The sequence below is a fragment of the Brevundimonas sp. genome, assembly GCF_032055285.1.
Lineage (GTDB): Bacteria > Pseudomonadota > Alphaproteobacteria > Caulobacterales > Caulobacteraceae > Brevundimonas.
Map to the genome: position 1 here is coordinate 68,524 of NZ_DAMBRE010000007.1, position 24,422 is coordinate 92,945.

Consider the following 24,422-nt stretch of genomic DNA (forward strand, 5'->3'; position numbering starts at 1 on the left):
CGATGCAGTTCCAGAGACTGAAGCTCGTCGGCTTCAAATCCTTCGTCGACGCGGCGGAAGTTCAAATCGAGTCCGGCCTGACCGGGGTGGTCGGGCCGAACGGCTGCGGCAAGTCCAACGTGCTGGAAAGCCTGCGCTGGGTCATGGGCGCCAACTCGGCCAAGGCCATGCGCGGCCAGGGCATGGACGACGTCATCTTCGCCGGGGCCGCGGGCCGTCCGCCGCGCAGCCACGCCGAAGTCGTCCTGACCATCGACAACGCCCAGAAACGCGCGCCCCAGCCCTTTACCGACTCTCCCGTTCTGGAAGTCTCGCGCCGCATCGACCGGGGCCAGGGCTCGACCTATCGCATCAACGGCAAGGAGGTCCGCGCCCGCGACGTCCAGCTGCTGTTCGCCGACGCCTCGACCGGGGCCAACAGCCCGGCCCTGGTGCGCCAGGGCCAGATCTCCGAACTGATCGCCGCCAAGCCGCAGAACCGTCGCCGGATTCTGGAAGAAGCGGGCGGCGTGGCCGGTCTGCACACCCGCCGCCACGAGGCCGAACTGCGCCTGAAGGCCGCCGAGACCAACCTCGATCGGCTGGACGACATTGGGCGCGAGCTCGAAACAACGCTGAACCGGCTGAAGCGCGAGGCGCGTCAGGCCGAGAAGTACAAGAAGATTTCGGCCGAGATCCGCGCCCTGCAGGCCGCCCTGCTCTATGTGCGCTGGAACGACGCCAAGGCGGCCGCCGAGGTCGCGGCCCAGGAGTTGCGCGACGCCGACCGCGCCGTGGCCGAGGCCGGCGCCGCCGCGACCAGGGCCGAGGCAGAGGCCCTGAAGGCGCAAGAGGCGATGAAGCCCGCGCGCGAAGAAGACGCCGTGGCCGGCGCCCTGCTGCACCGGGCCACGCTGGAGCGCGACCGCCTCGACATGGCTGAACAGGCCGCGCGCGCCGAGGTCGAGCGCCTGAAAGCCGAAGCGGCGCGCATCGCCGCCGATGTCGAGCGCGAGGCGCGGATGGCCGCCGACGCCCGGCGCGAGCTGGACCGGCTGGACCACGAACTGACGAAGCTGAAGGCCGAGATCGCCGCCGCGCCCGAGCGCGGGCCGGAACTGGAAAGGGCCCTGCAGGCCGCCGAGGACGCCCGCAAGGCCGCCGACGCCGAGGTCGAGCGTCTGGCCGGCACCCTGGCCGCCGTCGAGGCCCGCGCCAACGCCGAGAGCGCCCGCAAACGCGACGCCGAGGCCCGGCTGGCTCGCGTCGTCGGCCAGCATGATCAGGCTAGGCGCGAGCGTGAAGCCCTGGGCCCGCTCGAGACGCCGGAACTGGCCGTCGCCCGCACCACGTTGGAAACAGCGCAGGCCGACCTGACCGCCGCCCGCGAGGCTGTCGAGGCCGCAGAAGCCGCGCGCGGCGACCTGGCCCGCGTCGAGGCCGAGGCCCGCACGACTGCTCGCGCCACCGAGGACCGGCTGGGCCGGTTGCAGACCGAGGCGCGGGGCCTGGCGCAACTGCTGGTCACCGGCAAGCGCGATCACCCGCCCGCACTCGACAAGGTGTCGGCGGCCAAGGGCTATGAGGCCGCACTGGCCGCCGCCCTTGGCGATGATCTGGACGCGGCGCTGGACGCCCGCGCCGCCGCCCACTGGGCCGGCGCCGACGCGCCCTCCCCGGCCTGGCCCGAAGGCGTGACGCCGCTGGCCGCCCATGTGACCGCGCCCGCCGAACTGGCCGCGCGTCTGGCCCTGTGCGTCGTCGCCAGCCAGTCCGAAGCCCCGCGTCTGGCCAAGACCCTGCCGACAGGCGCCCGTCTGGTGACTGTGGAAGGCGACCTCTATCGCTGGGACGGCTTCGTCAGCCGCGCCGAGGCCCCGCGTCCTGCCGCCGTGCGGCTGGCCCAGCGCACGCGTCTGGCCGAGCTGGAAGCCGAGATCGACACGGGCAAGCCCGCGCTGGAGGCCGCGCAGACCGCCCAGAAGGCCGCCACTGAAGCCTTCCGCGCCGCCGAGGAGACGGTGAAGGCCGCCCGTCTCAAACCCTTCGCCGCCGACAAGGCCGTGGTCGCCGCGCGCGACCGGGTCGAGAGCCTGATGCGCGACCAGACCCGCCGCGAGGCCCGCGCCCAAGCCTTGGACGAGACCGTCGCCCGGCTGGACGGCGAGGTGGCCGAAGCGAAAGCCGCGCTGGAGGCCGCGCAAAGCGTGGAGGCCCCGTCCGAGACCATCGCCGGCCTGCGCGACGAACTGACCGCCGCCCGCGTCGCCGCCGACGCGGCCCGGCAAGCGGCCCAGACCGCCCGCTCGACCCGCGACGAGGAGGCCCGCGACCGCGCCGGGCGAGAACAGCGTCTGGGCAGCCTGACCCGCGCCCACGAGGGCTGGGCCGGGCGCTCGAAGGAAAGCGCCGCCCGCGTCGCCGCCCTGGGCAAGGACGCCGACAAGACCGCCGCCCTGCTGACGCAGGCCGAGATCGCGCCGCAGGGGTTCGCCGAGCAGCGCGGGACGCTGATGGACGCTCTGATCGCCGCCGAGACGCGCAAGAGCGCCGCCGCCGAGGCCCTGTCGCTGGCCGAGAGCACAGCAGGCGAGAGCGACCGCGCCAGCCGCGCCGCCGAGGCCGCCGCCGGCGCCGCGCGCGAGGCCCGCGCTGGTCTGGCCGCCCGCGCCGAGGCCGCGAGCGAGCGCCTGGCCGAGGCCGAGGCCAATGTCCGCGAGACGGCGCAGATGTCGCCCGACGAACTGGGTCAGAAGCTGATCGACGACGCCATCGCCCGTCCGCCGGACACGGCCGGCGCCGAGAGCCTGCTGACCGGGTTGGAGCGCGAACGCGAGGCTTTGGGCGCGGTGAACCTGCGCGCCGAAGAAGAGGCCGCCGAGTACGGCGAACGTCTGGGGGCCATGAAGTCGGAACGGATCGACCTGACCCAGGCGATCGCCAAGCTGCGCGACGGCATCGACGAGCTGAACGCCGAGGGCCGCGAGCGGCTGGTGGCGGCCTTCGACGTCATCAACGCCAACTTCAAGGCCCTGTTCGAGGCCCTGTTCAGCGGCGGTCAGGCGGAGCTGAAGCTGGTCGAGAGCGACGATCCGCTGGAGGCGGGGCTGGAGATTTACGCCTGTCCGCCGGGCAAACGCCTGTCGGTCATGAGCCTGATGAGCGGCGGCGAGCAGGCCCTGACGGCGGCGGCCCTGATCTTCGGCGTCTTCCTGGCCAACCCGGCCCCCGTCTGCGTGCTGGACGAGGTGGACGCGCCGCTGGACGACGCCAACGTCGACCGCTTCTGCCGGATGCTGCACGAGATGCGCAGCCGCACCGACACCCGCTTCATCGTCATCACCCACAACCCGGTGACCATGAGCCGGATGGACCGCCTCTACGGCGTCACCATGCCCGAGCGCGGCATGAGCCAGTTGGTCAGCGTCAACCTGAAACAGGCCGAGCAGATCGTGGCGGCGTAGAAACGCCACGGCTTCTCCTCCCCATTTCATGGGGAGGGGGCGCGGGCGCGAAGCAACCGTGACGGAGGGGCCGCTTCATTCAAACGCAAAAGCCCCTCCACCGCTACGCGGTCCCCCTCCCCACCGGGTGGGGAGGAAAGAGGTTCAGCGCTTCTTGCGCCGCATCGCGGCCCGCACGTCGCCCAGGGCCGGGCCGATCAGGAACCAGGGCTCGACGCAGTAGCGGGTGAACAGGCGTTTCGGGTCGGCGAACAGGCGGAACAGCCATTCGACGCCAAGCCGCCCCATCCAGCGGGGCGCCGTCTTCTGCACGCCCGCCTCATAGTCGAAGGCCGCGCCGACCGGCAGGATGACGGCGTCAGGCATGGCCTCGATGTTGTCAGCGATCCACAACTCCTGACGCGGCATCCCCATGCCGACGAAGAGGACATTGGGCTGGAACTCGCGCACGGCGGCGAGGACGGCGGTATTGCCCGTCGATCCCGGCGTGGCGTCGAAATAGCCGGACAGACCCTTGATCGCCGCCCCCGGATAACGCGCGGCCAGACGTTCCGCCGCCGTCGTCGCCACCCCGTCCGCGCCGCCGACATAGAGGACGCGCCAGCCCTGACGGTCAGCCATGCTCCAGAACTGGTCGCGCCAGTCCAGATAGGTGCAGCGGTGGAAGGGCCGGCTGTGCAGGCCCAGCAGCCGGGTGAAATGAATCAGAGGGGTGGAATCCAGCTCGACCACGTCGGCCAGATCATAAAGCCGACGCATCCCCGGCGTGCGCGGCAGCAGATAGAGGCTGTGCAGGTTGTGGTTGGCGATGATGCTGCGCGCGCCCGCCTCGATGCAGCGCTCGACGTGCAGCAGGACTTCTTCAAGCCGCATCAGATCAACGGTCTCGCCTAGGATGCGGACGCGTTCCTCAGGTCGGCGCGTCTGGCGGAACGGACGTCGTTCATGCGCCCGCCGATCAGGCGGGGCGAGGGCGGCGTCGACTCCGAGCGGTTCCTGATACATGGCTTGGCTATAGACGCGGCGTCTCAACACGTGGTTTGCGGATGCGGTTAACGAAACACAGGATGCCACGATGACGCGAGCCCTGATGGTCCTGACGGTCGCCCTCGCCCTGTGCGCGACCAGCGCGACGGCCCAGGACCACGCCCTGGTCCTGACCGGCGTGGGACGGTTCGCCGTCTTCGCCGACGCCGCCTCGCTGACGCCCGACGGCGAAGGCGTGCGGATGCGGTCCTTGCAGGTGAGCGAGGAGGACATGGTGATCGGCGGCGTGGCCTATGCCGGCGGCTGGTCCTGGTGGCGGTTCGACTGCGCGGCGCAGACGGCGGATAGGCTCGACTTCGCGTCATTGAAAGCCGACGGGTCCGAGGGGCCGATCACGCCGACGAAGTCCGCGCCCTACGCCATCGCGCCGGGCGGAGATGCGGCGGAACTGGCGGCGGTGGCCTGTGGGGTGGAGACGCGGACGGCGGATGCGGTCAGCACGGCCGAGGCCGTGCGCATCGGGCGCGAACGGATGAAGGACTGACAGCCCTTCTCCCTCCCCTTCATGGGGAGGGTGGTCGCGCAGCGACCGGGTGGGGAGGGCTTGACGATGCGAGGCGTGGCGTTTGCTTTGCCGAAGCGCCCCCACCCGTCTGACGCTGCGCGTCAGCCACCCTCCCCATGAAGGGGAGGGAGAATTCCGCGACCGTTCCGATCCAGGTCCACCCGGTCCCTCGGCAGGGCCTGCGGGCATTCGTCCCGCATGAAGGCCAGCATCTTCTCGCGCACCTCGCAGCGCAGGTCGAAGGCCACCGAGGCGTTCTTGGCGCTGGTCAGGCAACGGACCTGGGCCACGCGGTCAGTGATGTCGGTGACCTGCAAGGCCACCACGTCGCCGTCCCACAGGGGCGAGGCGTGGGCGATGGATTCCAGCTTGACCCGCAGCCGATCGATCGGCGCCTCATAGTCCACATAGAGGAAGGCCACCCCGATCAGGCGGCTGTCGTCGCGGGTCCAGTTCTGGAACGGTTTCTGGATGAAGTAGGTCAGGGGCAGGACCATGCGCCGCCAGTCCCACAGCTTGACCACGACATAGGTCGAGGTGATCTCTTCCACCCGGCCCCATTCGCCCTCGACGATGACGGCGTCGTCCAGGCGGATCGGCTGGGCCGTGGCGATCTGGATGCCGGCGATCAGGTTGGTCAGGAAGGGTTGCAGGGCCAGACCGGCGACGATGCCCACCACCCCCGCCGAGGCCAGCAGGGACAGCCCCCACTGGCGCACCCCCGGAATGGTCATCAGCGCCAGCCCCAGGGTGATCAGTCCGATCAGGATGGCCGCCACCCGCTGCAGGATGCGCGTCTGGGTGACGTGCTTGCGGGCCAGGAGGTTGTCCTCCGTGTCCATATTGAACTTCTTGAGGTGGACAACGGCGCCCATGTCCACCGCCCCGGCCAGCATCCAGCCGCACACCAGGATGAAGCCGAACAACAGGGTGCGCCGGATCAGCAGCGACGGCTCGGGGTCCAGCGGCGACACCGTCACCGCCAGGGCCAGGGCGATGATCATCACCGCGATACGGACCTTGAGCCGGGCGCGGCCCAGCATCCCCTTCCAGAAGACATCGCGATTGCGCACCGCCAGCTTCAGCAGGGCGAAGACCACCTGATTGGCCGCCCAGCCGATGAAGACGAAGACGGCGGTGATGATCGAGATCACGGCCCATTCGGGCAGCCAGTGGAACTGGTTCCACAGGGCGAAGACGTTGTTGGTCAGGTCGACGACGAACTGGGGCATGGCGGGAGCCTAGCCAGCTTTGCCGCCCGACCCAAGGCCGTGCGGCGCTTCAGCGCGCCGCTGCTTCGACCAGATCAGCCAGGCGGGCGGCGGCGTCGGGGATGGCGACGGAGCGGGCGGCGGCGGACATGGCGGCCAGGTGCGCCGGGTCCGACAGGACCTCGGTCAGGGCGGCGGTCAGGCTGTCGACCGTCAGATCGTCCTCGGCGATGACGCGGGCGGCGCCGGCCTCGGACAGGGCGCGGGCGTTCAGGGTCTGGTGGTCGTCCATGGCGATCTTGAGCGGGATCAGGACCGACGGCAGGGCCGCCACAGCCAGTTCCGAACAGGTCGAGGCCCCCGCCCGGCCAATGACCAGATGCGCCTTGGACAGGCGGTCGGCCATGTCGCGGAAGAAGGGGGCGACCTCGGCGTCGATGCCCGCCTCCAGATAGATCTGGCGGGCGCTTTCCAGCGTCTCGGGCCGCGACTGCTGCTGCACCTTCAGGCGGCTGCGGATGGCCTCAGGCAGGGCCGCGAGGGCGCGGGGCGCGGTCTCGGACAGGATGCGGGCGCCCTGACTGCCGCCGGTCACCAGGACATGGATCGGGCCGTCGCCATCGGGCGCGACATAGGCGCGGTCGAACAGGGCGCGGATATCGGGGCGGACCGGGTTGCCGACGACCTGGGCCCGCGCCTTCACCGCCTCGGGCGCGCGGCCGAGCGTGGGGAAGGCCGAGGCCACGCCGCCGACGCGGGGGGCCAGCATCCGGTTGGTGCGGCCCAGGACGGCGTTCTGTTCGTGGATCAGGGTCGGGCGCTTCTGCAGAATGGCGGCGACTAGGGCCGGGGCCGACGGGTAGCCGCCGAAGCCGACGACCACGTCCGCGCCGGTGCGGTCAAAAGCTGACTTCGCCTGCCCTACCCCGCGCCAGATGGCCAGACCGGCCTTGAGCATTCCAATGGGCCCCGAGCCGGTCGCGGCGTCCAGCGCCAGACGCTCCTCGGCGGGAAAGGCGTGGGCGTATTGCTCGCCGCGCGCATCGGTGGCCAGGACCACACGCCAGCCGCGCGACGCCAGTTCGCGGGCCAGAGCCTCAGCGGGGAACATATGGCCGCCAGTGCCTCCGGCGGCGACGACGCAGACCTTGTTCTTCTCGGTCATGGGACCCTCAAATCAGACAGTCATCCCGGCCGAGGCCGTAGGCGGAGAGCCGGGACCGCCACAGGCGCGGCGTATGGAGCGGTCCCGGATAGCCCTTTCGGGCTTCCGGGATGACGAAAACGCGTCAGGGCAGCAGGCGACGACGCGGCGGGGAGATGTTGGAGCCCGGCTCATAGGCCCCCGGACGACGGCGGGTCAGGGCCAGGGCGAAGCCCATGGTCAGGCCCATGGCCATCATCGACGAGCCGCCGTAGCTGATGAAGGGCAGGGTCATGCCCTTGGTCGGGATCAGGTTCAGGTTCACCGCCACATTGATGCAGGCCTGCAACCCGATCAGCATGAACAGGCCCGCCGCGGCCGTCTGCTCGAACGGGTCGTTCAGTTTCATGGCTTTGCGCATGCCGCGGATGACAATGAAGGCGTAGAGGCCGATCATGAACAGCGACAGGATCAGGCCGAACTCCTCAGCGCCGACCGAATAGATGAAGTCGGTGTGCAGGTCGGGCACCCGGCGCTTCATGACGCCTTCGCCGATGCCGCGCCCGACCAGGCCGCCAGCGCGAATGGCCTCGGAGGCGCGATCGATCTGGTGGGTGTCGGTCGTCTCGGGCGACAGGAAGCGGCTGAGGCGATCGCGCATGTGGCTGAAGGTGAAATAGAGCGACACCACCCCGCCCGCCCCCATGGCGGCGATGACGGCCACCCATTTCAGCGGCACCCCAGCCATGAAGAAGACGGCCATGAAGGTGGTGGTGATCAACAAGGTCTGGCCGATGTCGGGCTGGATCAGCAAGAGGCCGACGGTCAGGGCCCAGAAACCGAAGGCGATGCTGACGCCCGGCACCCCCTGCCCCTTCTGCGCCTCGGCGAACATCCAGGCGGCGAAGACGATCAGACCGGGCTTGGCGAACTCTGACGGTTGCAGGCTGAACGGGCCGAGGTTCACCCAGCGCGCGGCGCCCTTCACCGTGTCGCCGATGAAGGGCAGGGCCGCCATGACCACAATGGCCCCGAACAGGGCCAGGACCGCGATCCGCCGGACGCCACGCGGCGACAGCAGAGAGGTGGTCAGCATCAGGCCCGTGCCCATGCTCGCCCAGACGATCATCCGCCACGAATAGTGGAAGGGATCGGTGATCGATTCATCCGCCAGAATGGCGGCGGGGCTGGAGGCGAAGCTGAGCGACACGCCCAGCGCCACCAGCGTCAGGGCCGCGCCCAGCAGGCCGCGATCCACGGTCCAGAACCAGCGCGCGATCAGGCTCTGATCATTGCGCGAAAAGGGGTGGCTGTAGCTCTGGCTCATGCGGCGGGCTCCGGCTTGGCGCCCAGCGCCAGGACGGCGGCGCGGAAGGCTTCGCCCCGCACCTCGAAGTCAGGGAACTGGTCGAAGCTGGCGCAGGCGGGCGACAGCAGGACGACCTGCTCTCCCCCGGCCTTGGCGGCGTCGGCGGCGGCCAGCTCGACGGCGCGCTCCATGGTGTGGGCCACGACATGCGGCGTGTCGGCCAGTGTGACGGAGAAGGCGTCGGCGGCCTCGCCGATCAGATAGGCCTTGGCGACATGGGGGAAGAGGTCGCGCAGGCTGTCGATGCCGCCCTCCTTGGCCTTGCCGCCCGCAATCCAGAACACCGATGGGTAGGAGGCGAGGGCCTGACGCGCGGCGTCGGCGTTGGTGCCCTTGGAGTCGTTGATGAAGCGGATGGAACCGAGACGGCCCACGGCCTCCATGCGGTGCGCCAGACCGGGGAAGGTCAGCAGCCCCTCGACCGCTGCCTCATGCGACACGCCGAGCGCACGGGCGGCGGCATAGGCAAAGGCGGCGTTCTGGGCGTTGTGACGACCGGGCAGCGAGCGGGCAGCGGACAGGTCAGCCAGCACCTCGCCATCAGTCAGCAATGCGCCGGGCTCAGCCTCTATCCCGCTCATCCCCGCGGAGGCGGGGACCCAGTTCTTTGGCTGCAGAGGTTCGGTCGGCGTTGCGTGCGCGGCTCTCACTGGGTCCCCGCCTCCGCGGGGATGAGCGGAGGTGGAAACCGTGCAGACGCGGTGTCCGAGTTTGCGCAGGTCCGCCGCGATTCTCTGCCCCCAGTCCTCGTCCACGCCGACCAGGGCCAGCGCGTCCGCGCTCTGCGCCTGGAAGATGCGTTGCTTGGCGGCGACATAGCCTTCCATGCCGCCGTGGCGGTCCAGATGGTCGGGGCTGATGTTGGTCAGGATGGCGACGTCGGGCGCGAAGCTGGTGGTCAGGTCCAGCTGATAGGACGAGACCTCGATGACATAGACGGCGTCGGGCGTCGGGGCAGGCAAGGCCAGAACCCCTATGCCGATGTTGCCGCCGATGTGGACGCTCAGCCCCGCCGACTTCAGCACCCAGCCGATCAGGGCCGTGGTTGTGGACTTTCCGTTGGTGCCGGTGATGGCCACGACGTGCGGGCGCCGGCCCTCAGGCAAGGCGTGCAGTGCGCGGGCGAAAAGCTCGACGTCGCCGATGACCGGCACGCCCGCCGCATGGGCGCGCTCGACGGTCCAGTGCGGCTTGGGATGGGTCAGGGGCGCGCCCGGCGACAGGACCAGGGCGGCGAAGCCCGACCAGTCGGCGCGGGTCAGGTCCTCGACCAAAAAGCCCTCGGCCTCGGCCTGCATCCGGCCCGAGACGCCATCGTCCCACAGGATGGGGATGGCGCCGCCGGCCTGAAGCGCGCGCGCGGCGGTGATCCCGGACCGGCCCAGGCCGAAGACCGCGACACGACGCCCCTCGAAGCCGGGAACCGGGATCATGGGATCAGCGCAGTTTCAGCGTGGCCAGACCGGCCAGGGCCAGCATGGCGGCGACGATCCAGAAGCGGATGACGACGGTCGATTCCGGCCAGCCCATCTTCTCGAAGTGGTGGTGGATCGGCGCCATCAGGAAGATGCGCTTGCCGGTCAGCTTGAAGTAGCCGACCTGGATCATCACCGAGGCCGCCTCGACCACGAACAGGCCGCCGACGATGCCCAACACCAGTTCGTGCTTGGTGGCCACGGCGATGGAGCCCAGGGCGCCGCCGAGGGCCAGCGAACCGGTGTCGCCCATGAAGATCTTGGCCGGCGGGGCGTTGTACCAGAGGAAGCCCATGCCGCCGCCGATCATGGCGGCGCAGAATATGGCCAGCTCGCCCGCGCCGGGCACGTGGTGAACCTGCAGATAGTCGGCGAACAGGAAGTTGCCGACCAGATAGGAGATGATTCCGAAGGCGCCCGCCGCCATCATCACCGGCACGATGGCCAGGCCGTCCAGACCATCGGTCAGGTTCACGGCGTTGGAGAAGCCGATGATGGTGAAGGCCGCAAAGGCCACATAGAACCAGCCGATGTTCAGCAGAATGGCTTTCAGGAAGGGGAAGGCGATCGAGGTTTCCAGCCCCGGCGAGGTCGGCGAATAGGTCATCCAGACGACGGTCAGCACGCCCGCGATCACGGCCACCACGGCCTGGGCCGCCAGCTTCTGTTTCGAGGTCAGGCCCGCCGAGGTCTGCTTGGTCACCTTGGCGTAGTCGTCGATGAAGCCCAGCACGCCAAACGCCGCCGTCACGCCCGAGACGATCCAGATATAGGGGTTGGTCAGGTCGCCCCACAGCAGCACGGCCACGCCGATGCCCGCCAGGATCATCAGACCGCCCATGGTGGGCGTGCCGACCTTGGACAGGTGGGACACCGGGCCGTCCTCGCGGATCGGCTGGCCCCGGCCCTGCTTGGCGCGGATCCAGTTGATGAAGCGGCTGCCCATGGCGACCGCGACGATCATGGCCGTGGCCATGGCCAGGGCGACGCGCACAGTCTGATACTGGATCAGGTGCAGCAGCGGATATTCCTGCGCGATGTCCGCATAATAGAGATAGAGCAGGTAGAACATCAGGCAGGCTTCCCTTGGGCCTCGACGGCGACGCGCGCCTCTTGTTCGGCGACGCCGAGTTTTGCAAGCGCGGCCGCGACCAGGGCGGCCTTCGACCCGTTCGATCCCTTGACCATGACCACGTCGCCGGGCTGGACCAGATCGGCGGCCTCGGCGGCCAGTTCGGCGGCGGTTTCGCGCCATTGGCCCCGCAGCGAGGGCGGAAGGATGTCGTAAAGCTGGCGCATCTGCGGTCCGGCCGCATGAACCACATCCAGACCCGCCGCAGCGATAGCCGGGACCAGACCTTCGTGCAGGGCGCGGCTGTGGTCGCCCAGTTCCAGCATGTCGCTCAGGACGACGACGCGGCGGCCGCCCTGCCCCACGGGCTTGGCGCCGAGGCTGACGAAGCCCGCCTTCATCGACAGGGGATTGGCGTTGTAGCTCTCGTCGATCAGGGTGAAGGCGCCGCCGGGGATGGCGACCGTCTTCATCTGCCCGCGCCCGGCCAGGGGCTGGAAGCCGGCCAGGGCCTGCAAGGCGGTATCCAGCGACACGTCCAGCGCCTGCAGCATCAGGATGACGCACAGGCTGTTCAGACCCCAGTGCACGCCCGACTGGGCCAGGCGATATTCGATGCGCCGGCCGTCCAGTTCGGCGACGACCGTCGCGCCCTCGCTGTCGGGAACGAAGTCCAGCAGGCGGGCGTCGCAGCCCGCGTCGCGACCGAAGGTGCGCAGCTTGGCTCCGGCGTCCAGCGCGCCTTGACGCACGATGTCGGCATGAGCGTCGGCGGCGTTGACCACGGCCACGCCGCCGGGGATCAGCCCCTGGAAGATGGCGGCCTTTTCGCGCGCCACGCCCGCCTCGCCGTCGGCGAAGGCTTCGATATGGACCGGGCCGACGGTGGTGACGCAGGCGGCGTGCGGACGGACAAAGGCCGACAGCGGCCCGATCTCGCCCGGATGGTTCATGCCGATCTCGAACACGGCGCGATCCGTGCCCTGCGGCATCCGCGCCAGCGTCAGGGGCACGCCGATGTGGTTGTTGTAGCTCTTGATCGAGGCGTGGCTTGATCCCGCCAGATCGAGGCCCGCCTTGATGGCCTGGGTCACGCTGGTCTTGCCGACGCTGCCGGTGACGGCGCCGCGCAGGCGGGCGCGATCGCGGGCGGCGACGCCCAAGGCCTCCAGCCCCTTCAGGGTGTCGGGGACCAGAACATAGGGTCCGCCCTCGACCGGACGGTCGACCAGAGCAAGCGTGGCGCCCGCCGCAAAAGCGGCCCCGGCGAACTCGTGCCCGTCGCGCGCGCCGTGCAGGGCCAGGAAGAGGTCGCCCGGCTGGATTTCACGGCTATTGTAGGTCAGGCCCGAAACATCAGCATCGGGTCCGTGGAGCTGGCCGCCGGTCGCCGAGGCGATGGCTTCGGCGGTCCAGAGCGGCGTTTGGGTGTCAGGCATGATCGCGCAGGGCTTCGGTCGCTTCGGTGGCGTCGTCGAAGGGATGCACGACCCCGGCGACGATCTGTCCCTGTTCATGCCCTTTTCCGGCGATCACCACCACATCTCCTTCGCGCATCAGCGATACGGCGTGGCGGATGGCCTCGCGGCGGTCGCCGATCTCCAGCGCGTCGGGGCAGCCGGCGCGGACCTGGGCGCGGATGGCGGCGGGGTCTTCCGAGCGCGGATTGTCGTCGGTGACGATGGCCACGTCGGCCAGACGCCCGGCGATCTCGCCCATCATCGGCCGCTTGGCGCGGTCGCGGTCGCCGCCGGCGCCGAAGACGACGATCAGACGGCCCGTGGCGTGCGGGCGCAGGGCGTTGAGCACGGTCTCCAGACCGTCGGGAGTGTGGGCGTAGTCAATATAGACCTCGCCGCCGCGCGCGCCTTCGCCGGGGATGCGTTGCAGACGGCCCTGGGCGCCGCGAATGAACTCCATGGCCGGGATGACCCGGTCCGGGTCTTCGCCGCCCGCGATGCACAGCCCCGCCGCCACCAGGGCGTTCGAGGCCTGGAAGGCGCCGGCCAGGGGCAGCAGGATGTCGTGGATCCGGCCGCGCGCGTCGATGGTCAGGCGCTGGCCTTCCGGCGTGGCCCGGCGCGCCAGCAGGCTCAGGTCGCGCCCGCGCTCGCCCACGCCCATGACACCCAGACCGGCCATGATCGAGGCCGAGGCGAAGGCCGAATAGGCGTCCGAGTCCGCGTTCAGGACGGCGGTGCGGCCGCGCGGCAGCAGGGCCTCAAACAGGCGCAGCTTGGCGGCGCGGTAGGCCTCCATCGTGCCGTGATAGTCGAGGTGGTCCTGGGTCAGGTTGGTGAAACCGGCGGCGCGGATCGCCACCCCGTCCAGACGGCGCTGCTCGATGCCGTGCGACGAGCCCTCCAGCGCCAGGTGGGTCACCTCCTTGGCGGCCAGTTCGGCCAGCAGGCGGGCGGCGTCGGCGGCGTCGGGGCTGGTCAGGCCTGGGCCGGTCAGGGCGTAGGTCCTGTCGCCCTTCTGACCGACAACGCCCAGCGTGCCCATGCTGGCGGACTTCAGGCCCAGACCGGCCCAGATCTGACGGCAGAAGTTGGCGACCGAGGTCTTGCCGTTGGTGCCGGTGATGGCGACGCAGGTCTTGGGCTGGGAGCCGTAGAAGCTGCGCGCGGCCAGGGCATAGGCACGGTGCACGTCGCCCGAGGCGACCAGCAGGGGCGCGGCGCCGGCCGGTGTGTCGGCGGGCGCCAGGATGGCGGCGGCGCCCTTGGCCAGGGCCTGCGGAATGAAGGCGCGGCCGTCGGCCGAGGCGCCCGGCAGGGCCACGAACAGGGCGCCGGGGACCACCTTGCGGCTGTCGGCCGTGACGGCCGTGATCTCGGGGTCCGAGGCGACGTCGCGGCGCAGCAGTTCTGACAGACGAAGGGCGCTCATCGGCCGTCCCCTTCGACGTCCTCGAACTCGGGGATCTTTTCCCCAAGGGCGGTGGACCAGCGGTCAGCCTTGCGCTGAACGTCCAGGAAGGGAGCGATGCGGTCGGCGATGCGGCCCACGGCGGGCGCCGCCACATAACCGCCGGTGCGCGGGAAGACGCCCGGCTCGTCCATCAGCACAAAGACGGTGTAACGCTTGGCCGTCACCGGGCCGTCAGCGGGGAAGACCCCGGCGAAGGACCCGACGGCGACGGCGGGATTATAGCGGCCATTGACCAGCTTGTTGGCCGAGCCGGTCTTGCCGCCGACCCGCAGGCCCGGCGCATCAGCAAAGCGGCCCGAGCCGCGCGTCACGTTGCGGCGCATCAGGTCCAGCATAGTGGCCGAGGTCTCGGGCGAGACAACCTGATGGGTCGGCGCATTGGGACGCCCGCCCTTGCGCAGGGTCGGCTGGACATAGCGGCCGCCGTTCACGAGCGCGCCATAGGCCGCCACATACTGGATCGGCGTGATCATGATGCCGTAGCCGAAGGACAGCGAGGCCAGGGTGGTGTCGTCCCACTTGCGCACCCGAGGCGGGCTGGCCGATTCCTTCAGCTCGATCGGGGCGGCGTCCAGCAGGCCCAGACGACGGAAGTAGTCGCGCATCACATCGCCGCCCATCTCGACCGCCAGGCGCGAGGTGCCGATGTTGGACGAGTGCAGATAGACCTCCTCCAGCGTCAGCACCTTGTTGGTGGCGTGGAAGTCGGTGATGCGACGCTTGCCGATCTGCAGGGCCTGCGAGGCGTCGAACAGGGTGTTCATGTCGGCCCGACCGGTGTCGATGCCGGCGGCGACGGTGAAGCTCTTGAACACCGAGCCCATTTCATAGTGGGCCGAGGTGACGCGATTCAGCAGGGCCTCTTCAGGCGCGCTGTTGCGGCGATTGGCGTCGTAGGTCGGCCAGCTGGCCATGGCCAGAATCTCGCCGGTCTGGGCGTCGGCCACCACGGCGACCGCGCCCTTGGCCTTATGCTCCTCGGCGGCGATGGCCAGTTCGTTCTCGACCACGCCCTGGACGCGCAGATCGATCGACAGCTGGAAGTCCTCGCCCGCGGCGCCCGCGGCACGGATTTCCTGATTGAAGGCCAGCTCCGTGCCGGACACGCCCTCGCCGCCCGTGTCGGCGCGGCCGATCAGGTGGGCAGCCGAGGTCCCCAGCGGATAGACGCGGCGGTCTTCGGGCTCGAACGAGACGCCGCCCAGAGCCAGGGCGTGCACCGCGCTGCGCTCGGACGGGGTCAGGCCGTTCAGGACCAACAGGCGACGCTCGCCGCCCAGAACGCGGTCCAGACGATTAGCCGAGACGCGCGGCAGGGCGCGACGCAGCTGGGCCTTGGCGGAAGCCGGATCCCAGATCTCGCGCGGGTCGATGTAGAGGCCGTAGTGGGTGATGTTGGTGGCCAGAAGCTGGCCGTTGCGGTCCACCAGATCGGCGCGCGTCAGAGCGTTCGGATTGAAGCCCGCGCCCGCCGCGCCGCGCGGCGCGAACAGGGCGGCGTGGGCCGCGCCCAGAGCCAGGCAGGCGAAGACAGCCGAAAAGACCGCCAGGATCAGGAAGATGCGGACGCGGGTGTCTTCTTCGGGACGGCCGTCGGCGCGGGCGCGCTCGAACGAGTGCTCCATCCACCAGACGCAGTTGGCGACCCAGCGGCCCCAGGCGGCGAACAGCCCCCCCACCGACGGGCCTTGCGGACGAGGTTGAGGCCGACCGGGCGCAGGGCGGCGATAGTCCATGCCGTGGTGATCATGCACGCTCAATGCAGGCTCTCCACGGCGACGGGTTCAGCAGCAGGCGCGGCGGGCGCAGCCGCCACAGGCGCGGGCGCCGCGACGACCGGCGGAGGCGGCGCGATGGCGGGCAGACCGGTCTCGACCGCCTGCTTCTTCACATCAACCGGCCCCAGGCCGATTTCACGCGACAGGGCCTCCAGCCGCGCAGGCTGCTCCAGGCGGGTCGCCTCGGCGCGCAGCAGGCGGACGCGCTGGCGGTTCTCGCGGATCTCGCTCTCGATGCGGCTGATCTCGGCGCTTTCGCGGGCGGCGGCGGCCTTGGCGATGTAGACCGAGAAGACCAGGGCGGCGACGCAGACCACGCCGATGATCTCGACGCAGCGCACGCCGCGGACCTTCCAGTCGAACAGGCGCTTCACCGGAACGGGAACAGCGATCATGAACGCCCTCCCCCGATCCTGCCCCAGGCCGGAGCCTCGGTGCGGACAGCGGCGCGCAACCGGGCGGAACGGGCGCGCGGATTGGCGGCCAGCTCGGCCTCGCCCGCCTCCTTCGCCCCCTTGAACATCAGGTCGAAGCTGGGCTTGCGGGTCTCGACCGCGACGGGCGCATGACGCGAACCGCCCGGCGCATTGCCGGTGCGTTCGGTCAGGAATGCCTTGACGATGCGGTCTTCCAGCGAGTGGAAGGTGACGACGACCAGACGGCCGCCCGGTGCCAGGGTCGCCTCGGCGGCTTCCAGACCGCGCTCCAGCTGACCCAGCTCATCGTTGACGGCGATGCGCAGGGCCTGAAACACCCGGGTGGCCGGATGGATGGCCGCGCCACGACGACCGCCCAGAGCCTTTTCGACCACCTCGGCCAGATCCAGGGTGCGGCTGAACGGCTGCTCGACGCGGCGGCGCAGGATGGCGGTCGCCACCCGGCCCGACTGACGCTCGTCGCCGTACTGCTTGAAGATATGGGCCAGCGGCCCGTGATCCCAGGTGTTGACGATGTCGGCGGCGGTCGCGCCCGTATCGCCCATGCGCATGTCCAGCGGCCCGTCGCGCATGAAGGAGAAGCCGCGCTCGGCCTGATCCAGCTGCATCGACGAGACGCCGATGTCGAAGACGGCGCCGTTCAGCTGGGCCTCGCCGCTCTCGGCGAAGGCCTCGGCCAGACCGGCGAAGGGGGTGCGGATCAGCTGGAACTGGCCCGGATAGGCGGCGGCGACCGCGTCGGCGTGTGGCTGGACGGTCGGATCGCGATCCAGACCGATGACCTGAGCCCCGCGATCCAAAATGGCGCGGGTGTAGCCGCCGGCGCCGAAGGTGGCGTCGATGATCACGTCGCCCGGCTGCGGATTCAGCGCCTCAAGGACCTCGGCCAAAAGGACAGGGGCGTGCGGAGACGTCATGCCGCGCCCCCGATCTTCACCGCCGAAGCCTGACGGCGCATTTCACCGAACTGCTTCAGACCCTCGCGCGCCATGCGGCGCTGCTCGGCGCGGTGCGCGGCCCACTTGTCCTTGTTCCAGATCTGGAAACGTTCGCCGACGCCATAGATGACGACCGTGTCGGACAGGTCGACCTCGGCGCACAGGTGCTCCGGCAGGGTAATGCGGCCCGCCGAGTCATAGGACAGCGGCTTCTGCTCGCCGAAGATCGAGGCCTCCAGCGCCGAGCGATAGGGATCGCCGAAGGGCAGGCTTTCGATGACGGCGCGATATTCGGCGAACAGCTTGTCGCCGCCCGCTTCCAGGCAGTCGGCTTCGATGGAGGGGAAGCAGAAGACGCCGTGCTCGGCGCCGTTTTCAGCCGTGCGGAATTCCTGGGGGATCAGGAGACGGCGCTTGCCGTCCAGCTGCTTCTCGTAGGTCGAGAGAAACACGCCCTGCCCCAATCGAGCCCCTCGGCCCGTCCCTGAAATCCGTTGATGACACCACGCGTCGGGCCACAGCCCCTACTCATGAGGTTGTGGGATAGCATGGGATCAGATGGGCCTCAATGGGATTAGTTGACACCCTTTAACCAAATTTGCAGTTCGCCGAACCCGAAACCAAGTGTAAAATGAGAACATACAAGCAACATCAAGAGTATTCACAACCTGTGGACGGCTTTTTCCGCCATGTTTTCAACGCAGGGGTTAATGGCGCAACGCCTCATCCCTTCTCCCGATGGGAGAAGGTGGTCCGCAGGACCGGATGAGGGTTTCCTGGCTGCCGTCGGCGTGAGCCGTGGCACTACGGCTAACGCCGAATGACAACGTAGCCCCTCACCCTTTCGCCTTTCCAATCGCTTCGCTCTTGGAGGCTCAAGCCCTCTCCCGCCGGGAGAGGGAGAAGCTTAACGGGCCTCAAGCAGGCCGAAGGCCGATAGGCCCAAGAGAATATGCCAGACGGCCTGTAAGCCGGGTTCTGTTCCGCCCCGAAAGGCGGTGACGATCATTCCTCTGGACCGCCCATTGCTGGACGGTTCTCGCGACCTACCCGGACGCCTCGGGCGGTGAACCCTGCGGCCGAAACCGCGCGACGTCCCTATTCGGTCTTGCTCCAGGCGGGGCTTGCCATGCCGCCGACGTTGCCGCCGACGCGGTGGGCTCTTACCCCACCCTTTCACCCTTCCCCGGGCCGGAGCCCAGGCGGTTTGCTTTCTGTGGCGCTATCCCTCGGGTCGCCCCGGGCGGGAGTTACCCGCCGCCTCTTCACCGTGGAGCCCGGACTTTCCTCGACAAGAGCAAGCTCTCGCCGCGACCGCCCGGCCGTCTGGCGGGGGCTAAGTGCGCGTTTCGGACGGCGGCGTCAATGTCGCCGGATCGGCGGAAGCGTAGCCGTAAAGCCAGAAGGTGCGTTCGCGATCCTCCCGAAAGGGAATGTTCAGCCGCTCCAGAATAGCGCGCAACTGGTCGGTGCAATCGCCCGCGACCCGATACGGCGTCAGAGCACCGGTGAACTCGTAATAGCGAGGAATGAGTCGCAACCATTCGATCGAGTAAAAGGGCTGGATCGTCTCGTGATCCCAATGATGGCCCTGCCAACAGTCATGAACGCCAGCGAGCCGCTCCGGCGGTTTGAGCACGTCCTGGCGTTGGGCGGCGGGAACAAAGGGCAGTTCAATCATGACCGCCCGCTTCAGTTCGGCCCATTTCGTCGCATTCATGAAGGAGGCCAGGCCGCGCCGCTCGACTTCGGCCCGCACCGCCGCCTTGTGCACCGCGACCGGGTCCGGCGCGCCGCTCAATCCAGCACGCCCGTCACGCTCTCGGCCGAGGCCAGTTGCAACAGGCCAACCAGGCGGGCGCGGGTCTCGCCGTCGGCGATCCCGTCGATGCGGTCGGGCCGCCAGTGACGCTGGAAGGCCTCGACGGTCAGGCGGGTTTCGTCGTCGTAGTCGCCGCCCGGCTTCAGGCCGTAGCCCAGCCGGTGCAGGCCGGAACGCAGGACGATGACGCCCAGCCCCTCGTCGCCCGGCGACAGGTCGGCGCCGAGGGCGGCGACGCGTTCGGGCGCGGGGTCGAACCACAGGCCGTGCCCGGCTTCGGCCAGACGCTTCCACGGGAAAAGCTCGCCCGGATCCTGCTTGCGATCCGGGGCGGTGTCGGAATGGCCCACGATGCGAACATCGGGGATGGTCCAGCGCGAGCGAATGTCGGCGACCAGGGCGATCACCGCCTGAACCTGAGCCTCCGGAAAGGCGCGATAGCCGAACTCGTGGCCCGGATTGACGATCTCGACGCCGATCGAGGCGGCGTTGACGTCGGTCTCGCCCTGCCAGGCCCCGCGACCGGCATGCCAGGCGCGGCGCTCTTCCGGCACAAGCCGCAGGATGACGCCGTTCTCGTTGACGACATAGTGGGCCGAGACCTCGGCCGCCGGATCGCGCAGCCGGGCGACGGCTTCGTCCGCCGTCTTCATCCCGGTGTAGTGCAGGACCAGCATGTCCGGCGGACCGCGCCGGGCGTTGAAATTAGGCGATGGGGCGTCGATGAAGCTCAGCATGGCGCCCGATCAGCGCCCTTCGCGTTCCCAGCCGTAGGCGACCCAGGTGTCGCCGACCTTCTGGGCGTCGATCACGCCCTCGTCGCGGCGGGCCGTGGCGGCGCGGGCGCGACGGGCGCGGAAGGCGAAACCGGCGAAGAAGACCACCACCCCGGCGATCAGGGCGATCACGGCCACGGCGGCCGCGGTCAGGACGGCCAGCACGGCGCCCACGGTCACGGCCAGAGCCGTGGCGATCAACCCGCCGAGCCAGACGAAGGGCGCCAGCAGGCCGCCGCCGGTGCCACGTCGGGCGTTGAGGCCGATCTGAACAAAGGGGTCGGACTGGATCATGGAACTGCCTTTCGCGGCGCGCCGATGAAGGAACGCCTGAAACCCAATGTCGGTCCATCGACCTGAACGGTCAATGGACTGCGACATCACGCATCAGTCAGGGTCTTTTTGCGGTTGCGGCCATCAAAACGCCGGCTGGTCGGCCAGCACCACAGCGCCGCGGCTGCGCAGACGCTCGGCTTCGACCCGGTTCAGCATGGCCTGGGCGGCCGGATCGCCCATCACGCGCCCGACCGAGATCATGGCGTCCGCCGCCTGACCCGAGGCGCCGAAGGCCGAGGCCAGAGCCTCCCACGGCGACTGCGGCGTGGGGAAGCGCTTGAAGCGCACCGACTCGCTGGTTGGGATATTGGCCAGTTTGCGGGCCTTGATGACGGCCTCGTTCAGACCGCCGAGTTCATCAACCAGCCCCAGACCCTTGGCCTGGGCTCCGGTCCAGACCCGGCCCTTGGCGATCTCGCGCACGCGCTCGACCGGCAGCTTGCGGCCCGTCGAGACGCGGGCGACGAACTCTTCGTAGACCCGGTCCATCGAGGCGGCGAAGGCGGCGCGCTGGCCCTGATCGAAGCCCTGCACCGGCGAGAAGGCGTCGGCGTAGTCGCCGCCGACCGACAGGCCGCGCATGTCCAGGCCGAAACGGCCGAGGGCGTCGGCCAGAACGAACTTGCCGCCGAAGACGCCGATGGAGCCGGTCAGGGTCGAGGGCTGGGCCACGATCCAGTCGGCTTCCGAACTGATCCAGTAGCCGCCCGAGGCCGCATAGGCGCCCATGGAGACCACCACCGGCTTGCCCGCCGCCTTGGCCGCGCGCACGGCGGCCAGGATCTGCTCGGAGGCCTCCGGCGAGCCGCCCGGCGACGAGACGCGGAAGACGATGGCCTTCACCGCCTTGTCCTCGATGGCGTCATAGATGGCCTTGGCGGTGTCGTCCGAGCGGATGTCCGAGCCCGAGCCGAAGGGCGAGGCGTTCTGGCCGCGCCCGGTGGTGATCGCGCCCTCTGCGCCGACGATGGCGATGGCCGACTTGCCCGAGCCGTTGCGCGCACCCTGCATCGAGGCGTAGTCGCCGAAGCTAATGATCTTGGCGTCCTTGCCGGCCTTGGCCTTGGCGGCGGCCTCGGCTTCCTCGACCTGGCCGATCTTGTCGACCAGCTTCAGCGACAGGGCCTGCTCCGCCGAATAGGGACCGGCCTCGATAGTCGCCTTCAGCGCCTCAGGCGTGGTCTTGCGGTCGCGCGCCGTATTGGCCAGAGCGCTGTCGTAGATGGAGGTCATCCAGGCGACCATCGCCTCGCGGTGCGGGCCAGTGTAGTCGCTCTGGGTGTATTCGTTGACGGCGTTCTTGTACTCGTAGCGCTGCTCGAACTCGGCCTGCACACCGTATTTCTGGAAGGCGCGCCCTAGGAACAGACTGTCGCTGGCCAGGCCGGTCGCCTGGAAGTTGGCGGTGTTCTGCATCCACAGCTGGTCGGCGCTAGCCGCGACCATATAGCTGGAGACCACCGCGCCGATCGGCATGAAGCCCTGGCTGTGGGCGATGACGGTCTTGCCCGAGGCGCGGAAACGGTTGATCGCCTGACGCACTTCGTCGGCAGCGGCGGGGGTCATGCCGGTCTCGGGCGCGCGGACCAGCAGAACCTTGACGCTGTCATCCTTCTCGGCCTGGGCCAGGGTGTCGACGATATGGACCACCGATAGGCCGCCCCCGCCGAAGGCGGCGAAGGGATTGGTCGGGGCCTGGTCGGTCAAACCCTCGCGCAGGTCCAACTCCAGCACCGAATTGGCCGGCGTGGTCGGCTTGGACGCGCCCGCGGCGGCGGCGAAGAACAGAAGGGCCGCGATCGGCAGGACGATGAAGAAGGCCACGAGCCCGGCGAAGACGCCGAGCATGGTCAGGAAGAACTGTTTCATGAATAAAGGCGGCCGTCCCGTCAGTGGCCACGCGCGGCCTGCCGCGAGCATAGGGCGCAAGCGACCCGCGTCAAATGAAGCCGCCGTAATGGAAACGGAAAAGGGCCCGCCGTCGCCGGCAGGCCCTCCCCTCGTCTTGGTTTCAGCCGATCAGCGGCCGATGTCGTAGGTCCCGCTGATGTCGATGCGGACCGTCAGTTCGCCCGCGGAGACCGGGGTCGAGGCTCCGCCGGCGTCCATGGCCATGGCGCGAGCGTACATCGGGCGCGGCGGTTCGGGCATATAGCCGCCGCCCTCGGTCAGGGTGCGTACCCCGCCCAACTGGACGCCCAGGGCCTGGGCGTAGAGCCGCGCCTTGTCCTGCAGGGCGCGCACGGCCAGCTGGCGCGCCTGATCCTCGGCCGCCTTGGCGTCCTTCAGACCGAAGGCGATGCCGTCGATCTGGTTGACGCCCGCCGCGACCACGGCGTCGGCGGTCGTTCCGACCTTGGTCAGGTCGTTGATAACCACGGTGACGCGGTTCATCGCCTGATAGCCGCGCAGCTTGGGCGGTTCGTTCTGCTGATAGTCGTACTGCGCCGACATGTTCAGACCCGAGGTCTGGATATCGCGTTCAGCAATGCCGGCGCGGCGCAGGGCGGCGACGACGCGGTTCATCTGCTGGGCGTTTCGGGTCATGGCCTCCTGGGCCGTGGCGGCCTCGGTGACGACGCCGAAGTTGATCGTCGCCTGATCCGGCGCAACCTTGACCTCGCCGAAGGCCGACAGATTGAGGGCGGGTTGTTGCGCCATGGCGTGCACCTGCATCGGAGAAGCGCCCGTAGCCTGGGCGGAGGCGACGGCGGGAACCGCCAGGGTCATCAGGGCCGTGCCCAGCATCAGGGCGCGTGCGGTGCGGGTCATCATCGTCTCCGTCGAAATACATCGGCCAGGCGTCTTCGCCAGCCACGACCCTACCTTGGCCGTTTCAAGCTGAACGAACGCAAAAACCCCCTGTGCAGGTTCCGTTCATCGGCATGAAAAGCACGACAGGTCCGGGGCGGCTTTGCAGCGGGCGCATCCCCTGCTAGGCACATTCTCCCTGCTTCGGGGGCCTGTAGCTCAATGGTTAGAGCCGACCGCTCATAACGGTCTGGTTGGGGGTTCGAGTCCCTCCGGGCCTACCACCTCCCCTATTTTGTTGTTTAGAAACAATGTGGTTAGAAGGTTAGACAGAGACGGTTAGACAGCACCCGTTCCCGTTTCGGACTTTTCAAGCCGATCCATCGCGGCGTCGGACAGCTTTTCCTGATCCGCTGAGCGCGTGTATCGCTCTACCTCTGTCAGAGTCGTGTGGCCCAGCACGGCGGCGATCTCCTTGGCTGTGCAGCCTGCCTCTGCCAATCGGCGCCCCGCCGCCTTTCGCAGTCCGTGCGGCGTTCGGCCGACAAGCCCCGCCTGCTCTGCCCTCTCCCTGAACCACTGTGTGAAGCCGGCCGCGCTGAAGGGCGCCCCGTACTGCGTCGTCAGGAAGGTCATGCTGACCGGGTGGGCGTCGATCTCGTTTCGCAGCGCCGGATGAAGTCGGACCTTGAGGCGCGCATCGGTCTTCAACTGACGCACGCTGATACGCCCGTTGGCGACATGCTGGCCGCCCATCGTCACAACATCTGACCGCCTTTGACCGGTGTAAAGCAGCAGGGCCAGGGCCAGCCGTTCGCGCGATCCAGACGGCCAATGCCTCTCGAACGCGGCGATGTCCTCTTCGCTCCAGGCGGTGAAGCCCTCGGTCTTGGTCTTGACGCCTTCGGTCTCGGTGACCGGATTGTCCTGCCGCCAGCCCAAGCGAACGGCTAGGCCGAAGACCTTGCGCAGGCGCTTGCGCAGGTTTCGCACCGCGCCCGGCGTCGCGGCCATGCCGTGGAAGATGGCCTCAAGGTGGTGCGTTTCGATGCTCGCGGCGCCGCGGTCGCCATACTTGGCCCGGAACCGGTCGAGGATGTTGCGATAACCCCGCTTCGTGCTGTCACGAAGGGTCAGGAACGAGGCTGATTTGTAATACTCGATGATGAGCGCGCTAACCGAACGGGGCTGCGATCGCGGCTTAGGAGAAGCCTGGCGCGGCGCCCTGCCTTCGGCCTCGGCGTAGGCTGCCATGAACTCTGCAGATCCAGGAACGCCCGGAAGCGTAACGCTGGAGAAGCCCTTCCGACGGTAATAGTGACGCAGCCGTCCGTGCCGATCCTTGTAGACCTTCACGTACTTCAGATCGATCTTCGCCATGCCC

Annotated in this window: 20 protein-coding genes, 1 tRNA gene and 1 other RNA gene; 3 read left to right on the plus strand and 19 right to left on the minus strand. The window is 69.0% G+C overall.

The window, feature by feature from the left end; all coding sequences use genetic code 11:
- The first annotated feature begins 2 nt into the window (after nucleotides 1-2).
- A complete protein-coding gene (locus tag RTY13_RS14970; RefSeq protein ID WP_312784600.1) occupies nucleotides 3-3,443 on the plus strand; it encodes an AAA family ATPase in 3,441 nt (1,146 codons plus the stop codon).
- Nucleotides 3,444-3,587: 144 nt separating this feature from the next.
- Here the strand turns inward: RTY13_RS14970 and RTY13_RS14975 are convergent, their stop codons facing one another.
- On the minus strand, nucleotides 3,588-4,316 hold the full coding sequence (locus tag RTY13_RS14975) for a WecB/TagA/CpsF family glycosyltransferase (RefSeq protein WP_312784602.1): 729 nt from the start codon (nucleotides 4,314-4,316) through the stop codon (nucleotides 3,588-3,590).
- Between the two features lie 202 nt (nucleotides 4,317-4,518).
- Between RTY13_RS14975 and RTY13_RS14980 the strand changes: the two genes are divergently transcribed.
- Nucleotides 4,519-4,974: a hypothetical protein gene (locus RTY13_RS14980; protein ID WP_312784604.1), complete on the plus strand. Its 456-nt coding sequence runs from the start codon at nucleotides 4,519-4,521 to the stop codon at nucleotides 4,972-4,974.
- A 122-nt stretch (nucleotides 4,975-5,096) separates the two neighbouring features.
- Here RTY13_RS14980 and RTY13_RS14985 read toward each other — a convergent pair whose 3' ends face one another.
- From RTY13_RS14985 to RTY13_RS15065, 17 genes are all read right to left on the minus strand, one after another.
- Entirely contained in the window at nucleotides 5,097-6,227 is a 1,131-nt protein-coding gene (locus tag RTY13_RS14985) for a mechanosensitive ion channel family protein (RefSeq protein ID WP_312784606.1), read from the minus strand.
- Nucleotides 6,228-6,276: 49 nt separating this feature from the next.
- Nucleotides 6,277-7,371, minus strand: a complete 1,095-nt coding sequence (gene murG, locus RTY13_RS14990; protein ID WP_312784607.1) for an undecaprenyldiphospho-muramoylpentapeptide beta-N-acetylglucosaminyltransferase — start codon at nucleotides 7,369-7,371, stop codon at nucleotides 6,277-6,279.
- Between the two features lie 124 nt (nucleotides 7,372-7,495).
- A complete protein-coding gene (locus RTY13_RS14995) occupies nucleotides 7,496-8,677 on the minus strand; it encodes a putative peptidoglycan glycosyltransferase FtsW (protein WP_312784609.1) in 1,182 nt (393 codons plus the stop codon).
- A complete protein-coding gene (murD, locus tag RTY13_RS15000; protein ID WP_312784610.1) occupies nucleotides 8,674-10,152 on the minus strand; it encodes a UDP-N-acetylmuramoyl-L-alanine--D-glutamate ligase in 1,479 nt (492 codons plus the stop codon). The genes RTY13_RS14995 and murD overlap by 4 nt, the downstream gene beginning before the upstream one ends.
- A 4-nt stretch (nucleotides 10,153-10,156) precedes the next feature.
- Complete coding sequence (gene mraY, locus RTY13_RS15005) at nucleotides 10,157-11,266, minus strand: phospho-N-acetylmuramoyl-pentapeptide-transferase (protein WP_312065654.1); 1,110 nt, start codon at nucleotides 11,264-11,266, stop codon at nucleotides 10,157-10,159.
- The gene (gene murF, locus RTY13_RS15010) at nucleotides 11,266-12,705 is read right to left on the minus strand and encodes a UDP-N-acetylmuramoyl-tripeptide--D-alanyl-D-alanine ligase (RefSeq protein ID WP_312784613.1); all 1,440 of its coding nucleotides are present in this window, start codon (nucleotides 12,703-12,705) and stop codon (nucleotides 11,266-11,268) included. The genes mraY and murF overlap by 1 nt, the downstream gene beginning before the upstream one ends.
- Nucleotides 12,698-14,158 carry a UDP-N-acetylmuramoyl-L-alanyl-D-glutamate--2,6-diaminopimelate ligase gene (locus tag RTY13_RS15015; RefSeq protein WP_312784616.1) on the minus strand — a complete coding sequence of 487 codons (1,461 nt, stop codon included), beginning with the start codon at nucleotides 14,156-14,158 and terminating at the stop codon, nucleotides 12,698-12,700. The genes murF and RTY13_RS15015 overlap by 8 nt, the downstream gene beginning before the upstream one ends.
- On the minus strand, nucleotides 14,155-15,936 hold the full coding sequence (locus tag RTY13_RS15020) for a penicillin-binding protein 2 (RefSeq protein WP_312784680.1): 1,782 nt from the start codon (nucleotides 15,934-15,936) through the stop codon (nucleotides 14,155-14,157). The genes RTY13_RS15015 and RTY13_RS15020 overlap by 4 nt, the downstream gene beginning before the upstream one ends.
- A gap of 20 nt (nucleotides 15,937-15,956) precedes the next feature.
- On the minus strand, nucleotides 15,957-16,373 hold the full coding sequence (locus RTY13_RS15025; protein ID WP_312784617.1) for a cell division protein: 417 nt from the start codon (nucleotides 16,371-16,373) through the stop codon (nucleotides 15,957-15,959).
- Nucleotides 16,370-17,332 (minus strand): 16S rRNA (cytosine(1402)-N(4))-methyltransferase RsmH, encoded by a 963-nt coding sequence (gene rsmH / locus RTY13_RS15030; protein WP_312784619.1) that lies wholly within the window; start codon nucleotides 17,330-17,332, stop codon nucleotides 16,370-16,372. The genes RTY13_RS15025 and rsmH overlap by 4 nt, the downstream gene beginning before the upstream one ends.
- Nucleotides 17,329-17,805 (minus strand): division/cell wall cluster transcriptional repressor MraZ, encoded by a 477-nt coding sequence (locus RTY13_RS15035; protein WP_312784621.1) that lies wholly within the window; start codon nucleotides 17,803-17,805, stop codon nucleotides 17,329-17,331. The genes rsmH and RTY13_RS15035 overlap by 4 nt, the downstream gene beginning before the upstream one ends.
- A gap of 499 nt (nucleotides 17,806-18,304) precedes the next feature.
- An RNA gene (rnpB, locus tag RTY13_RS15040) (RNase P RNA component class A) lies at nucleotides 18,305-18,683 on the minus strand.
- A 6-nt stretch (nucleotides 18,684-18,689) separates the two neighbouring features.
- On the minus strand, nucleotides 18,690-19,154 hold the full coding sequence (locus tag RTY13_RS15045; protein ID WP_312784623.1) for a DUF6678 family protein: 465 nt from the start codon (nucleotides 19,152-19,154) through the stop codon (nucleotides 18,690-18,692).
- Nucleotides 19,151-19,912: an N-acetylmuramoyl-L-alanine amidase gene (locus RTY13_RS15050; RefSeq protein WP_312784625.1), complete on the minus strand. Its 762-nt coding sequence runs from the start codon at nucleotides 19,910-19,912 to the stop codon at nucleotides 19,151-19,153. Before RTY13_RS15050 ends, RTY13_RS15045 begins: the two co-directional genes overlap by 4 nt.
- A 9-nt stretch (nucleotides 19,913-19,921) precedes the next feature.
- Complete coding sequence (locus RTY13_RS15055; protein WP_312784627.1) at nucleotides 19,922-20,245, minus strand: hypothetical protein; 324 nt, start codon at nucleotides 20,243-20,245, stop codon at nucleotides 19,922-19,924.
- 123 nt (nucleotides 20,246-20,368) lie between these two features.
- Nucleotides 20,369-22,156, minus strand: coding sequence for a signal peptide peptidase SppA (gene sppA / locus RTY13_RS15060; protein ID WP_312784629.1), 1,788 nt, complete (start codon nucleotides 22,154-22,156; stop codon nucleotides 20,369-20,371).
- Nucleotides 22,157-22,306: 150 nt separating this feature from the next.
- A complete protein-coding gene (locus tag RTY13_RS15065; RefSeq protein ID WP_312784630.1) occupies nucleotides 22,307-23,059 on the minus strand; it encodes an SIMPL domain-containing protein in 753 nt (250 codons plus the stop codon).
- A 187-nt stretch (nucleotides 23,060-23,246) separates the two neighbouring features.
- Between RTY13_RS15065 and RTY13_RS15070 the strand changes: the two genes are divergently transcribed.
- Nucleotides 23,247-23,322 (plus strand) — tRNA-Ile (locus tag RTY13_RS15070).
- A gap of 55 nt (nucleotides 23,323-23,377) precedes the next feature.
- Here the strand turns inward: RTY13_RS15070 and RTY13_RS15075 are convergent.
- Nucleotides 23,378-24,418 carry a site-specific integrase gene (locus RTY13_RS15075; RefSeq protein WP_312784631.1) on the minus strand — a complete coding sequence of 347 codons (1,041 nt, stop codon included), beginning with the start codon at nucleotides 24,416-24,418 and terminating at the stop codon, nucleotides 23,378-23,380.
- Nucleotides 24,419-24,422: the final 4 nt, after the last annotated feature.